Source organism: Flavobacterium riviphilum (genome assembly GCF_055231795.1).
Window position 1 is genome coordinate 1 of record NZ_JBUYSY010000017.1, and the last position, 15,230, is coordinate 15,230.

Here is a 15,230-nt window from a genome sequence, read left to right on the forward strand (position 1 = left end):
GGAGGAGCGGCATCCTTTGCTTTTTTTCTTTAAAAAAGGAAAGATATAGCGGATCACGGGACTATGTAACTAAAAAAGCCTATTGCTTCCCGCTCCTACTTCAATTACTGCTTTTAATATATTTCTTGAATGGTGTATTTCGTGGTGTTGATTTCGAATTCGAATCCTACTTTGTTACCCATTAATTTACTACCCAAAGGCGATTGGGGCGAAAGCGCGATGATGTTGGTGCCTTCGATTGTGATTTTGGGCAAGGCCAAACTGAGGTACAAGTAAATGCCGTTGGCTACGACCAAACTCCCCACTACTATGGTTTCGGGAACGATGGTGGGATCGATTTTGTCTAGGACGGCTTTTTGAGCCAAGACTTCTTGGAGTTTGTGATTGAATTTTTCTTGCTCAAGATGCATCATCGAAAGTGCGGTTTCGTGCTTGTCGCCTGCGGATCCTTTGGCGTCATTTTTTGAGTCTTCGGTCAATGCCGAGATCATATCGCGAAACGCATCGATTCTGTCTTGAACTAACTGTAGGTAGTAGGTATGTATTTTTTGTTTGAAGGTCATAGGAAAAGGTTAACCACAAAGGGCACTAAGTGAGCACAAAGCACACAAGGTTTCATTAATAATATCTTTTGAAAATTGTCTCGCAAAGTAATTCAAAAAATGGAAGATATACTGATTTACTCAAAAGTAAAAATTTATAAATTCCTAAATAATATTTTTTTCTTTAGTTGGTGTATTTTGTGCCTCCTCTGTGCTCTTTGTGGTTCAATTAAAAATCAAATTTATAACTCGCTCCCGCTACAATTTGAAATCCTTGAACCGGAAAATTCAACCATTTTTGATAGGCTTGGTTAGCAACATTGTTAGCTCTTAAAAAAGCAGTAATGCGTTCGTTATATTTATAGCCCACATGTAAATTAGCGTCAAAATAGGAAGGTAAAGTTATGTTTGCTGAGCTGGTGAACAAATCGGTATTGAATTGATTCTCTTTTCGTTCGCCTACAAAAAACACTTTGGCACCTGCAAACCATTTGTCTGTAATTGTAACATCAAGAGTGGTATTGATTTTCATGTTGGGTAAATTCCACGCTTCGGCCTGAATATCGGTGTTATAGCTGTTTAAGGTCGCGTTGATTCCGAATGTGACATTTTTTGAAAAATCGGCTTTTAATTCACCATAAAGACTAATTGTTTTCACATCGTTATAAACCAAACCTAAAGAGTTTCCAAAAGCATAGGCTTCATTAGAATTGGACTCCGTAAAATTATTGGCTTTAAACAGTGCTTTGTTGCCTTCGTTCAAATAGGATGCGCTTACATTATAACTGATTGCATTTGCTAGCTTTCCTTTCAACCCTGCGAATAGATTGTATTTGGCATCTGTTGGTTGTATCCACAAAGTTGGAGAAAGAAAGGGATTTTCAGCAACGAAATCCAAATACGTGTTTTGTTTTAAATTCCCATCTGCTCCAAGATAAAAAATCATCAAATCGCCAACCACTTTATAGGACGCTTTGAAATTAGGATAGAAATACAATTTGTTCTTGCTCGCTTGATTGTCTAAACTATAAAAGAAACTCGCGCCAATTTGTAAGGTCCAATCGTCCTCTTTGATTTCAAAACGCGGAGCCAACCCAAAATTAACAAAGCTGTATTTAACAGGCTCAAGGTTGGTTTTCAAATAGTTTTTTTCAAAACTCCCTCCTACAAAATCCAATACTACATCGGTTTTAATCAGCGCATTTCTCAATTCGATATCAAAAGAAGGTTTTATAAAAAAACGATTTTCAGAAGAACCAAATGCATCACCAAAATGATGGTATTTAACCATGGTTTGACTAAACATGCTGTCTTCAAAATCGAGCGTTCCTCCAAGTGTAAGCGTATTGTATTTTTGCTCAGGACTAATACCTTTAATCAAGTCGTTTCGTTGTACCTCAGTTAATGTACTTCCAAATTCCTCTGGCAATCCATACCAATTATAGGTTTGGCTCTGGAAACCCGCTTCTGCTTTCCAAGAAATATCGGAGGAGTTACTCCCGTAAAACAAATCTAATTTAGTATCGTAAAAATGGTCGTCCAATTGTACTTCCTTGATTCCGCCTTGAGAGGAATGATGTTGAAAGCGTCCACCCGCATAATCCGAAGTATTCAGTTTTTTGTTTACAAAAAGTTCGCCGTTGAGCGTGCCATAATTTCCAATCCCCAAAGCAGCATAATTTTCGAAAATCTTAACCGCCTTAGCTTTTTCTACAGAGGCTGCCACTCCTTTGTTAGGGGTAAAAGTAGAAGCCACAGGAAATGGTAAAACAGTATACTTTACTACTTCTTTTTTGGCATTTCCTTTATCGTCCAAAAGTGGTGTTTCTTTGATTTTGAAAGCGTCCGAAACCGAAGGCGAAAAAGATTTAACCACATTTACTTCTTCTGCACTTATCGTTTCATTCTTTTTTTGGGCAAACGAAAACTGAAGTGTCAATAACAAAAGCAAAAGATGAATTTTATTTTGGTGATTAATGTTCATAAAATTTATTTTTTTTAGAGTAACGACAAAAAAGCAACACTAAACATGCCTCTGTTACTTTTCTGAATTTTCATTTTTTTCTAATTGTAAAAGGTAGATGCTCTACTGAATTTTCTTTTATTATACTTCCCATTCTCCTTTGGCTACAAACTGCACTTTTCCACCAATCTGAATGTCAAATTGGCTGTCGGTTACTTTTCCTTTAAAATAAATCTGAGAAGGACGCCCAATATAATCTCCCTGATAGTTTACCAATTCAAATTCAGGTTGATGGTATTTCAACAAAAAAGCCTGTAAACATGTACTAGCACTACCTGTAGCAGCATCTTCAATCAATTGATTGTTTTCGATGCACAACATTCGACTAAACAATTTCGACCCTTCTAAATAATAAAAATACAAGGCTCGGTGTGTTGTTTTGCAATTCTTTTTAAGCCAGTGGTCCGTTTTTTCTTTATCCAAAACCAATTGTTCTAGCGCTCTTTTACTACTCAATCCCACCAAAACAAAAGCACTACCGGTAGTAACTTCTTGAATGGGGAATTGATTTTCAAAATCTTCTTTATTAAGGTTACTAAATCCAGCAAATTCTTCTTTTGAAAAAATATCCCAAAACTTGGGTTGTGCAGCTTTTAACCAAATCAAGTCTTCTGTTTTTTCAACGGTAATTGGACCAATTGGTACGTTTAATTTTATGTTTTCAGGAGAATTTTCAAACACTTTATGCATCAAAACCCACGATGTTCCAATGATAGGATGCCCAGCAAATTGCATCTCATGAGCAGGTGTGAAAATTTTAACTTCTGCACTATTTTTTTGAGCCTCTTGCTTGGTTATAAAAGTACTTTCGGCAAAATTAATTTCACGGGCTATCGTTTGCATTTGAGCTGAACTCAAATTTTCGGCCTCTAAAAAAACAGCCAATTGATTTCCGGCATATTTTGTGTCAGTAAAAACATCAACTATATAAAATGGTAGAGTCATAATTTGTAAAAGGTATTTTTGTTACGATGAAAAGTAAGCTAATCTTACAACTGCAAAGTTTTATCTACTTAATAATCGAAGCATTAGTCTTAGCTTCTTCTGTTTTAATTTTATTCATTTCTGTTTGCGCTGTAGTCACCACATCTTTGTACTCTATGAAATTTTTGATGACACTTTCTAAAATGTAAGTCGCTTGAAAACTATCTTTCAATCCATAAAAATTACTCGCCATCACCACCAAACCTTTGGCTCCCAAATAGCGATAACTCGAATAATTTTTAGCTAGTTTTTGAACCGCTTCATTCGAGGCTTCAAATTTCCCTTCTTTATTTTTGAAAAACGCATCGTAATAAAGAGCTTCTGCTGCTAATTCACCTTTGGCTATGGGCAACAATTTAGCATAACTCAATTTGGCTTTAGCTTCATCCCCAACTTGAATTGCACTTCTTGCTACGATAATTTGGGCATCGCTTTTGACCATTTCTTCAGTTTTGGGTTCGGCCAATACTTTTTCGGCATAGACCACGGCTTTACTGTAGTCTTTAGTTTCGTAATACAATTTCATCAAATTGGCCATGGCAAAAATTTTGTTTTGAGCCACATCCGATTCGGTTTCTAAACGCAATAAAACAGGAATAGCATACTCCGCTCTTTGGTCTTTCAAGTGAATTTGAGCCAAACGAACCAACGATTGTTCTGTAAATTCAGAACGCGATTGTTGCACCACATAATCATAATGCGGAATTGATTTCCCAGTAGCACCTTCATTGTAATACGCTTGCGCTAACTGAAAATTGGCTTGTAATGCATGAATACCGTTAGCAAAAGCGTTTAGATACGCATTCCAACCCGCAATAGCTTGTTTCGTATTGCCTTGTTCCCATTGTTTTTGTGCCGCTTCATAACTATCATTATCCAATTCGACATCGGTAACTGAAACAAACGATAAAGTACGTACCCAAGTTGCATATTCATTGACTTTTCCGCTATCTACATAAATCAAACGCGCCGATGCTACTGCCTCTAAGGCCTCTGGAGTTTTAGGAAAATCGGCAGCAATCTTTTTGAATTTGGCCAATGCCAAATCATCTTTATCGTCATTATAATACACTAATCCCTGACGCAACAAAGCTTTTGAAGTAAACGTTCCTTCGGGAAATTCGGAAATTAACTGATTGTAAGTTTTGATTGCCAATTCCTCTTTCTTATCGGCAACATAGGTGTTTCCAAGTTCAAACAAAGCATCATCACGATACACCGAAGTTGCAAAACGGTCTAAAAACGATGTCAAATCTGCAATTTTCTTATCATTTTTGCCCAAAAATCCATAACAAAGTGCTTTTTGAAAATAGGCATAATCCGCATCTACGCTTTTCAATTCTATCGCTTTGACATAATTATCAATGGCTGGCCAATATTTTGTACCCACAAATCTACTATCGCCTAAGCGCAAATAAGCATCTGCCAAACGTTTCTTATCTTCTTTGTTCGCGTCAATCTGATTTTGAAAATAAGTTGCCGCTGACTCATATTCTTTCAATTTAAAGCACGCATAGCCTAAATTGTAGTTGCTGTTTTTGAATTCGGGTGTAGTCGTGGCGCTAGGCAAATTGGAAAATTGCTTGAAACCCGCCAAAGCTGAAGCAAAATCCTCTAACACAAAATCCGATTCGGCTTTCCAAAACGTAGCACGAGCAGTTATTGCAGGGTCTTTGGATTCGTTTATGGCTCTATTAAAAAGCTTGTTGGCTGTGGTATAATCACCAGCCGTAACCGCTTCGATTCCACTATAAAACAACACTTTTTGGTACACTCCCCTATTTTCTGCCGTTTTATTTCTTTCCAATAAAACGAGGGCTTCTTTGTAGTTTTTAGATGAAATATAGGAATCTATCAACAATTTTTCTATTTCACCCACATTCGCGTTTCGTGGATATTTTTCTAAAAAAGCCATCAAAATCCCAGGCACACTTTGGTATGAATTTCCAATTTCGTAGCTCAATTTGGCATAATTAAGTGTAGCATCTTCTTGCAAACTAGCATTAAAACACATTTCAGAGGCATTTTTAAACGCATGTAAAGCCTGAGTTTTTTGTCCCAAATCCAAATACGATTCTCCCAAATGATAATAGGCATTTTGAGCCACAAAATCTTTACCATCAATGATTTTGTTAAACTGAGCAATGGCGTTTTCATATTGTTTTTGCTGATAATACGCATAGCCCAATTGATAAAAATCAGTATTATTCCACTTGCCTTTTTTTCCTTTGTATTGAGACAAATACGGAATGGCTTTTTCGTAATTCTTGAGGTTAAAATAACTTTCACCTATAATTTTATTCAATTCAGACAGCTCCATTTCATTCGATTGTGGGATCGCTTTTATCCCTAAATCAATCGCTTTCTGAAAATTACCCAACTTAAAATTCATGTCCGCCTGAAAATACGATAACTTCTCTTTGTATTTTTCTTCCCCTGATACTTCATCAAAATATTTGGTTGCCGCTTTGTAATCATCGCCTTCATAGGCCATAAAACCCAAATAATATTTGGCCTGAGCACCGTATTCTGGCGAGTTTACAACGGTATTCAAATACTTTGTTGCTTCTTTTTTCTTTTTGGCCTGAAAATAACAATAGCCCTTTTGAAATCGAAACTGATCCCCTTCTTTGGCAGTTAACTGACTTTCTTCTACTTTATCCAACCAAAACAATGCTTTTGGGAAATTATTCTTTTCAAAATAAAAAGCAGCCACATCTCTATACGCTTGATTGCGCTTGATACTTGTTGGATATTGATCAACAAATTGTTCTATCAAAACCTCTGCATTGGTTTGTTGAGTTCGAATAGCACAATTGGCAATATAATAGGCACAATCCGATTGAACTTCATCATTAGTAGTTCTTTTTGAAGCAGTTTCAAAAACCAATTTTGCGGCATCAAATTGTTGATTTTGATACAACCAAACGGCCTTGTTGAACTCTTTTAGATCATGAGTATAAATGGTTGATTTTTGAGCAAAGAGAACCGAAGCGGTGCAAAATAAAAAAAAGATTGGGGACCTTGAAGTAAATCTCATTTTCGTGTTTTTTTGATTTTTCAAATATATCATTAAATGAATGAATAACGCGTATTTCTTGAGATTTATTGCTAACAAACACGATTAACAATGGCTTTAATTTCAAAAAAAAGAATCAACAAAACAGGTTATTTCACTTAATTTCATCTCCTTAAAATCCTTATTTTTCTTTTTTGAAGGAATGGCTTGATTTTATTTTGAATCCAATGCTTAACTTCTTATTTTTACACATTAAAAACAACTCAATTATGTCACAAACCGTTTTATCCTTACACAACGTTACTATATATCAAGGCGAAAAAACCATTCTATCCGATATTAATTTAGAAATAAACCACGGAGAATTTATCTATTTGATTGGAAAAACTGGATCTGGAAAGAGTAGTTTGCTCAAAACCTTGTATGCCGACTTACCCTTGACAGAAGGAACTGGCCAGTTACTTGATTTTAATCTAGAAACGCTTAAAGAAGATGACATTCCTTATTTGAGACGCAAAATTGGTGTTGTTTTTCAGGATTTTATGCTTTTACCAGACAGAAATGTTTTTGAAAATCTTTCTTTTGTATTGAAAGCTACAGGTTGGAAAGAAAACGAAAAAATTGAAGAAAAAATCAACGAGGTTTTAACCAAAGTAGGAATGCAAAATTACGGCAACAAAATGCCGCACCAACTATCCGGTGGAGAGCAACAAAGAATTGCTATTGCAAGAGCCATCTTAAATGACCCTGAATTTATCTTGGCCGATGAACCAACAGGAAACCTTGATCCTCAAACTAGTGCCGAAGTTTTGGAAGTTTTAAAAACCATCAATAAACTTGGAAAAACTATCATCATGGCCACTCACGATTATGCTTTGTTGTTGAAGTATCCTTCTAAAACTTTAAAATGCGAGGACAGTAAAATCTTTGAAGTTGTTCAGCGTTCGGTATAATGCTTTCCATCCTTATTCCGGTTTATAATTATCATGTAGTGCCTTTGGTTGTAGCACTACATGAACAATGTTCAGCGTGTTCTATTGATTTTGAAATTATTGTCTTAGATGACAATTCAAAACTACTTTTTATTGAAAATAAACAAATTAATACTTTAGAAAATTGTCGTTTTGAAGTATTAGAAAAAAATATTGGCCGCAGTGCAATTAGAAATTTACTTGTAAAAAAAGCAAAATTCAACAATTTACTTTTTCTTGATGCTGATACTATTCCAGTTAACAACAATTTCATAAAGAGATATATTGAACAAATTGATAACTGTGAAAAAATAGTTTATGGAGGTATAGACTATCAAAAAGAAAAACCTTCTAAAAATAAACTTTTACGATGGGTATATGGTAAATCAAGAGAAGCACTTTCGGTAGAACAACGAAAAAGAAATCCATATTTATCTTTTTTAACCTTAAATTTTTTAATTCATAAAAATGTTTTTGAAAAAGTTTCATTCAACGAAACTATTCCCAATTTAAGGCACGAAGACACGTTGTTTTCATATAATTTAATGCAGAAAAAAATAAAAATAGTACATATTAATAATCCTGCATATCATTTTGGTCTTGATGATTTTGAAAATGCCATTCGCAAAGAAAACGAATCAATAACCGCGCTTATATACCTAACAGACAACCAACTACTCCCGCACAGTTATACTAAGATTTCCAAGGTTGTATCGCTATTAATAAAATTAAAAATGATAGGATTGCTTGCCTATTTTTTCAAAATTTCCAAAGTACTTTTAATTAAAAATCTATCAAGTTCAAAACCATCCCTATTCATTTTTGATTTGTATAAATTAGGTTTCTTATGTCAACAACTAAAGCTGCAACATACAATTAAAAATTATAGTCAAAAATCTATTAATAACCAACAGATGGTATTTTAGTAATAAAAAAAACACTTAAACAAAACGCAAAGCAAAAGGAATTTTCTCATAATTAAATTGATAGCAAATGCCTCTATTTTCCGTAATTATTGCACTTTATAACAAAGAAAATTTCATTGAGAGCACCATCAATAGTATTCTCCAACAGTGCTTTACTAATTATGAAGTTATTATTGTAAATGATGGTTCAACGGACAAAAGTGAAGAAAAAGTACTTGCATTTGAAGACCCTAGAATTCGTTATTTTTTCAAAGAAAATGGCGGTGTTTCTTCTGCAAGGAATTATGGAATAGAAAAAGCAAAAACTAATTATATCACATTTATAGATGCTGATGATTATTGGTATCCCGATTTTCTACAAGAAATGTATCGATATATTAGTAAATTTCCTAATCAAAAAGTCTTTTCTGCAGCCATCGAAATAGAAACATCAAAAACAATGATTTCATCTCGTTATTCTATCGAAAAAACGGGAAATTATGAAATCGTTTCTTATTTTGAAGCAAGTAAAAAAGAAACTGTAATTTGTACTTCTTGTGCTGTTTTTCACAAAAGTGTTTTTGAAAAAATTGGTTGTTTTGATATCAATTTAAAGAGCGGAGAAGACACCGATATGTGGATAAGAATTGGCCTCAATTATTCTATTTTGTTTGTTTGGGAAAAACTAGCTAGATATGGGTATGACCCAAATAGTCTTAGTAAAAACCACAAAACTTCTGTATATTCTTTTAATTTTTCTAAATATGCAATATGGGAAAAAAACAACCCTAGTTTGAAAAAATTTCTCGATTTAAATCGGTTTTCATTAGCTATAAAATCAAAATTAATTGGAGAGCAAGATTTTTTTTTAAAACTGTATAAGGCCATAGATTTACAAAATATGCCTCTGAAAAAAAGAATATTATTAAAACTTCCCGTTTACGTACTTAGACCTCTTATAACATTAAAGACACTTTTAGCCAATGTGGGATTAGGACATTCTGTTTTTAAATAATTTGAACTCCTTAAAACTTCTAATGTAATCTTCTTCATCAAATGTTGCCGAAGCCAAAACTAAGCATACAGAACCTGAAGAAAAATTTTGTAATTCTCGCCAAATACCTGCAGGAATCAAAAGCCCAAAATTTGGTTTATTTAAGCTAATAATCTTCTCAGCAACACCATCTTTCAATACAACATCAAAACTTCCGCTCAAAGGAACCAAAAGTTGACGCAGATTTTTATGCGCATGTCCTCCTCGAACACTTGCCGTAGGAATATCATATAAATAATAGACCCTTTTTATCTCAAAAGGGATTGTATTTCCTTCAATAACCGATAGATTGCCTCTAACGTCGTGCGCTTTTGGTATTTCAATCAACTGAACATCATCAATAGTTGTCATTCTATTTATTTTACTAATTCTTTATATTTTTGAATTCCCAATAAACCCGTTTTGTATTTATTCGAGAATTCGCTCCATTTGATATAACTCTTTCTAGCAAGAAAAAACACATATTTTAATAACCAAATGTAAGCGAATTTAGTTTTTGTTTTATAAAACAAAGCAGCTCTTGCAAATACAATTTTATCATCCCCTTGCAGCTCACCCGAAGACAATAAGGGATGAGAAACTACCACAATCGGACAAAAAATTACGTTTAACTTCATTCTCAATGCATCTTGCAAAAACAAGTATTCTTCTGCCGTTTCAAAATAAGAACCCAAACCAAATTTCTCATCAAAACAAAGCTTGTTTTCCTTTATTATATTTAATTGAAAAGCTAATTCTATTGAACAAACGTTTTCTATCGTTTTTTGAGAATGTTGAAATGCTTTTTTTGAATTATGATAAGGCTCTTTTTTTCCAATTCGTTGATGGTTAAAACTAATAATTGAGGCATTAGGATGATGATTGAAAGCTGAGATAATATCCTGATCGAAATTTGGAAAAAAAATAACGTCATCGTCAGCAATAATACAAATCTTTTTAGATGCTTTTTTAATGGCAAGATTTCTACTTTTCGACAAACCCTTCTCATCAACATTTATCACCCTAACCGATTCAAAACTAGACACCAAAGAAGCATTCTTGTTCTGGTTGATTATCAAAATATTATAGTTAGAAAAAGATGAGAATGGAAACATAGTTGCTAAAAAGTCAAGACTTTCTTGATTTGTTGTTGCAATTAATATTTCTAAATCATTTTCTGAAAAGATATTTGTCATTTTCTGATATATTTACGTAAATATAAATTTTTCTGTCAAAAAAAAAATGAAAATACTTTTAGTAGGCGAATTCAGTAGGTTACACAATTCTTTAAAAGAAGGGTTATTATCGCTAAATCATGAAGTTACCATAATTGGAAGCGGAGATGATTTTAAAAATTTACCTGTTGATTATTCAACTGCACCAAGGGCATTCACGTCCTCTTCTTTATTAACATTGATTAATAAAGTTTTTTTTAAACTATTTAAAAGTGATTTAAGATTACTAGAAAGAGGAATTCGATTTTACTTCCTACTTCCAAAATTAAAAAACTATGATTTAGTACAATTAATTAATTCTGATGCAATAGAAACATATCCTTTGGCTTCGCGATTTTTATTAAGAAAACTTTTTCGTCAGAACAAAAAAGTAAGCCTTTTAGTGTGTGGAGAAGATACGCCTATTATAGAATATCTTCTGAAAAATAAAATGAAATACTCAATCTTAAGTCCTTTATTAGCAAACCAAAACTTAAAAAAGTATTTTAATTATTCGCTGAAATATGTTCAGCCTAATTACAGAAAAACATTCAATTTTATCATTTCAAAAGCATCTTCAATAATTACTTCCGACTTGGATTATAAAATACCAATGGACGCTATGGCGTACCAAAACAGTTTTATTCCAAATCCAATAAATACTGATAAAATTGAATATAAACCGTTACAAATTGATAATAAGATCATAATTTTTCTAGGTATAAACGAAAGCAGTGCCATTAAAAAAGGGAGTATTTATTTTGAAAAGGCATTAAGTTTTATTAAAGAAAAATATCCAAATCATGTTGAAACCATAATTACAAGAAGTATACCGTACCAACAATATATTCAAGCCTATGACAAAGCTCACATTTTACTGGACCAAGTATATGGATATGACCAAGGCTATAATGCCTTAGAAGCAATGGCCAAAGGCAAAGTGGTTTTCACTGGAGCTGAAATTGAGTTCTCAAAACAGTATAATTTAACTGAAAAAGTGGCTATCAATGCAATACCAGATGTAAATTATTTAGTTACCGAATTGACTAATTTGATCGAAAATCCACGAGAAATTATTGCCATTGGAAAACGTGCAAGATTATTTATTGAAAAAGAACATCATTATATAAAAATCTCAGAAAAATTTCTGCAGGAGTGGCAAAAGTAACCAATAAGTAAATTTTTAAATTTATATCTTACAAAACATCAAAACAAACTTTTTCTAAAATAGATTATCAACATCAATAAATACATTCCATTCTCGAAAGCTTGAGCCATCACTACTCCTTGTATTCCAAAAAAATTAATTAGATAAATACTTGCAACATACAAAACTCCCAATGACGCACATTCGGATACAATATAAGCTAGTGTCATTTTTTTAGCAAAAAATTGAAATCCTAATATCAGCGAGGCAACTTTGAGAACATCTCCAACTAATTGCCAAAAAAATAAGTTTGTCACCGGAAGAAATTCTTTAGTCAAAAGCATATTTACGAGTATTGTTCTAGAGTAATATAGCACCAAAAGCCCAAGACTAAAAAGCGGTAAAATATTTTTGTAAAAACTCCAAAAAACTTTTTTTGTTTCAAATTTATCAGTTGCTGCAGCCAATTTAGGATAGAAATAAACCATCACTAGTGTAGAAATAAACATCAAATAATAGGTTGATATTCTATTCATTGTTTCCCAATATCCAGCCTGTTCAATTCCTAGTGTGACAATTACATTTTTTCGAATGGCTAAAAATACTAAAGGTCCTAAAAAAGAAGAAAATAAAGACATTATCGAAAAAGAAAACAAATTCTTTAGGATAGTAAAATCAAAATTTTGGCGTCGAATTTGTTTTAAAAAATGAAGCTCTTTCGCAATAAAATAATAGGTAACAAAAAACAACAAGGCTGGTGTAATAACTAAAGCTAATAAAGCTCCTAAAGTCTTAAGTTTTAAAATCAAAACACAAGAGGTAATTAACCCTACTGTATTTCCAAGAATATTAATCCAGATTACTGACTTGAATTTTTCTAAGCCATTTAGTATGGAATGAAAAAAAACAGAAACCGCTATCCAAGGCAAAGCCAAGGCCATTATCTTGATAACAAAATCATATTCTATTTGATTCCCGAAAATTTTTTGACTCCAAAATGTTGCATATAAAAACAAAAAAGTGCTCAAAATAACTGATCCAATGAATAAAAAGATAAATGCCGTTGAATATAGTTTTTGAAGCTGCTGACTGTCACCTTTACTTTCAGCTACACATTTTACAATACCATTTTGAAAACCAAAAGAGGATATGTTTTCAAGTGAAGTTGAAAAATTTCTTAAATTTCCAACCAAAGCCATGCCACTTGGACCCACAAAAATGGCTAACAATTTTGAAGTCACTAAACCAATTATTATTTTAATGAAAACACTTAAGCTATTTAAAGAAGTGATTTTAAATAAATTGGTTTGTATTATTTTTCTAACAAATCTCAAGTTAATAATTATTTAATGCAGTAATAATACGATCAACATCTTCATTTTCCAAAGTTGGATATAAAGGAATACTCAATATCTCATCATGAATCTTCTCCGTAATTGGTAATACTAGGGAGTTCAAATCTTCCAAAGCTTTTTGTTTATGTGGTGGAATGGGATAATGAATAGCAGTTTCAATACCAAGTTGTTTCAAGTAAGCTTGTAATTCAACTCTTTTAGACGTTCGAATCACAAACAAATGAAACACATGATTTTTTGAAAAATCCCAAAAAGGCAAGCTAATTTTTTCGTTTTTGATTTCGGTCAAATAGCGCTTAGCAATGCTTCTTCTCTTTTCATTATCAATATCTAAATTGAATAACTTTAGGTTTAAGAAAGCTGCTTGAATTTCATCTAATCTCGAATTAACACCGATAAAATCATTTTGATATTTAGTTACGGAACCATAATTTCGTAAGGACTGTATCATTTTTGCTAATTGTGAATCATTAGTAACTACAGCACCTCCATCGCCTAAAGCGCCTAAATTTTTACTCGGATAAAAACTGTAGGCATGAGCCCATAGTTCGGTTTTGGAATTTGGAATTTCAAAATTAGCGTTTCTTTCAATCCCGTGAGCCTGAGCTGCATCTTCGACAACCAATAAATTGTGGTGTTCTGCAATGGGAAGGATACGTTCCATTTCTGCTAATTGACCATAGAGATGAACTACCAAGATTGCCTTGGTTTTGGAAGTTACTTTCTGTTGTATTTCATCAGGATTGATGTTGTATGTCTCTAATTTGGGTTCTACCAAAACAGGAACCAAATCAGCCGCTTTAATAGCCAATATACTAGCAATATATGTATTAGCTGGCACAATTACCTCGTCCCCTTTTTGCAATTTCCCTAATTGAATGTAGGCTTTAAAAATCAAAGTCAAAGCTTCCAATCCATTGCCCACACCTACACAATGTCTCGCCTTACAATAGTTGGCAAAATTACTTTCAAATAATTCGACTTCTTTACCCAAAATATACCAACCGTTTTCTAAAACCGATTTTAATTTGTCTTGAAATGCTGCTTCATAGGTTGTATTTATTTTTTTTAAATCGAAAAATCGTATCATGTTAGTGTAATTTTATAAAAATCTTGATTCCATACTGTACATCCCAATTCTTCTTTTTGATTTAATAATCCTGCATTAAAACCTTTTTCGTTATCTTCATTTACAATACCCATATCAAAAAAATGTTTGCCTTTTTTTTGAAAATTATCCAATAGGGAAATAAATAAAAAATCCAAAGCACGGTATTTTTCCCCTTTTTTTGTAGTGGCACCATACTGAGATTTAACTCCCTTTTCAAATTCAAAAATGGTGACTCCTGCAATAATTTCATCCTTAAAATATACCGAAAATTGCTTGATTTTTTCTGGAAATTTATTGTGAAGTTGCTGAATTTCAGACAAACTATGAACTGGCTTAGTTTGATGTTTATGTAACAATCTTGGTATTAAAACTTGATCCCAAAAAGGCTGAAAATTAGTTTCTTGTACTATTTCTAAATCCAACATTTCAATTCTCCTAAAATGTTTTAACTTACTTTTAGAAATTGAAATCTTTTGATTTAGATGTGCTACCAAATTCATTTCTTTTCGGTAAAGATGCGCTCCTTTCTTTATCAAAAAAAAATCAACTGCCGAGTTTCCATTACCTGCATAAAAAGAAGGGATTGGATGTAAAAAAAAATTATCGATTTGGTTGCTCTTAAAAAAACACAACACCAAATCTAGAATTTTTTCTACCTTTTCAATTTTTAATTTGGGCATATATACCAATCCTCCATACGTCAACCCTTGATGAGAATAAATACTATTCCCAACTTTGTTTGCTGGTAAAACCGCTATCAATTTTGACTGTTCAAAAATCAGTAACGAATAATCTTCAAAACGGTCTTTATGATACTCCATAAAGTCTCTATGAAACAAAAAAGTAGCATTTGTAGCATTGTTTATAAAAGCATTCCAAAGAACAAAATCTGTCGATTGATACTTCCTTATTGTATAACTGTTCAC

The 15,230-nt window shown here is 32.8% G+C and carries 13 protein-coding genes; 4 read left to right on the top strand and 9 right to left on the bottom strand.

The window, feature by feature from the left end; genetic code table 11:
- Positions 1 to 113 precede the first annotated feature (113 nt).
- The 4 genes from ACZIX2_RS12370 to ACZIX2_RS12385 form a co-directional block, all read right to left on the bottom strand.
- Positions 114 to 563, bottom strand: a complete 450-nt coding sequence (locus ACZIX2_RS12370) for a hypothetical protein (protein WP_463340404.1) — start codon at positions 561 to 563, stop codon at positions 114 to 116.
- Positions 564 to 771: 208 nt separating this feature from the next.
- Positions 772 to 2,526: a TonB-dependent receptor gene (locus ACZIX2_RS12375; RefSeq protein WP_463340405.1), complete on the bottom strand. Its 1,755-nt coding sequence runs from the start codon at positions 2,524 to 2,526 to the stop codon at positions 772 to 774.
- A gap of 120 nt (positions 2,527 to 2,646) precedes the next feature.
- Positions 2,647 to 3,510: a PhzF family phenazine biosynthesis protein gene (locus ACZIX2_RS12380; protein WP_463340406.1), complete on the bottom strand. Its 864-nt coding sequence runs from the start codon at positions 3,508 to 3,510 to the stop codon at positions 2,647 to 2,649.
- 64 nt (positions 3,511 to 3,574) lie between these two features.
- On the bottom strand, positions 3,575 to 6,589 hold the full coding sequence (locus tag ACZIX2_RS12385; protein ID WP_463340407.1) for a tetratricopeptide repeat protein: 3,015 nt from the start codon (positions 6,587 to 6,589) through the stop codon (positions 3,575 to 3,577).
- A gap of 248 nt (positions 6,590 to 6,837) precedes the next feature.
- On the opposite strand from ACZIX2_RS12385, the gene ACZIX2_RS12390 reads away from it, so the two are divergent.
- The 3 genes from ACZIX2_RS12390 (at position 6,838) to ACZIX2_RS12400 (ending at position 9,459) form a co-directional block, all read left to right on the top strand.
- Positions 6,838 to 7,521 carry a cell division ATP-binding protein FtsE gene (locus tag ACZIX2_RS12390; protein ID WP_463340408.1) on the top strand — a complete coding sequence of 228 codons (684 nt, stop codon included), beginning with the start codon at positions 6,838 to 6,840 and terminating at the stop codon, positions 7,519 to 7,521.
- Positions 7,521 to 8,465 carry a glycosyltransferase family 2 protein gene (locus ACZIX2_RS12395; RefSeq protein ID WP_463340409.1) on the top strand — a complete coding sequence of 315 codons (945 nt, stop codon included), beginning with the start codon at positions 7,521 to 7,523 and terminating at the stop codon, positions 8,463 to 8,465. Before ACZIX2_RS12390 ends, ACZIX2_RS12395 begins: the two co-directional genes overlap by 1 nt.
- Positions 8,466 to 8,532: 67 nt before the next feature.
- Complete coding sequence (locus tag ACZIX2_RS12400) at positions 8,533 to 9,459, top strand: glycosyltransferase family 2 protein (RefSeq protein ID WP_463340410.1); 927 nt, start codon at positions 8,533 to 8,535, stop codon at positions 9,457 to 9,459.
- Here the strand turns inward: ACZIX2_RS12400 and ACZIX2_RS12405 are convergent.
- Together ACZIX2_RS12405 and ACZIX2_RS12410 are read right to left on the bottom strand one after the other, a co-directional pair.
- Complete coding sequence (locus ACZIX2_RS12405; RefSeq protein WP_463340411.1) at positions 9,436 to 9,849, bottom strand: sugar 3,4-ketoisomerase; 414 nt, start codon at positions 9,847 to 9,849, stop codon at positions 9,436 to 9,438. The two genes, ACZIX2_RS12400 and ACZIX2_RS12405, sit on opposite strands and share 24 nt — an antisense overlap.
- A 5-nt stretch (positions 9,850 to 9,854) precedes the next feature.
- Positions 9,855 to 10,673 carry a glycosyltransferase family A protein gene (locus ACZIX2_RS12410; protein WP_463340412.1) on the bottom strand — a complete coding sequence of 273 codons (819 nt, stop codon included), beginning with the start codon at positions 10,671 to 10,673 and terminating at the stop codon, positions 9,855 to 9,857.
- A gap of 46 nt (positions 10,674 to 10,719) precedes the next feature.
- Between ACZIX2_RS12410 and ACZIX2_RS12415 the strand changes: the two genes are divergently transcribed.
- Positions 10,720 to 11,859 (top strand): glycosyltransferase, encoded by a 1,140-nt coding sequence (locus ACZIX2_RS12415; RefSeq protein WP_463340413.1) that lies wholly within the window; start codon positions 10,720 to 10,722, stop codon positions 11,857 to 11,859.
- A 38-nt stretch (positions 11,860 to 11,897) separates the two neighbouring features.
- Here ACZIX2_RS12415 and ACZIX2_RS12420 read toward each other — a convergent pair whose 3' ends face one another.
- Genes ACZIX2_RS12420 through ACZIX2_RS12430 form a run of 3 tightly spaced genes read right to left on the bottom strand, consistent with a single transcriptional unit; the run spans position 11,898 to position 15,230 of the window.
- A complete protein-coding gene (locus tag ACZIX2_RS12420; RefSeq protein ID WP_463340414.1) occupies positions 11,898 to 13,172 on the bottom strand; it encodes an O-antigen translocase in 1,275 nt (424 codons plus the stop codon).
- A 1-nt stretch (position 13,173) separates the two neighbouring features.
- Positions 13,174 to 14,283, bottom strand: coding sequence for a DegT/DnrJ/EryC1/StrS family aminotransferase (locus ACZIX2_RS12425; RefSeq protein ID WP_463340415.1), 1,110 nt, complete (start codon positions 14,281 to 14,283; stop codon positions 13,174 to 13,176).
- Complete coding sequence (locus tag ACZIX2_RS12430; protein WP_463340416.1) at positions 14,280 to 15,230, bottom strand: FemAB family protein; 951 nt, start codon at positions 15,228 to 15,230, stop codon at positions 14,280 to 14,282. The genes ACZIX2_RS12425 and ACZIX2_RS12430 overlap by 4 nt, the downstream gene beginning before the upstream one ends.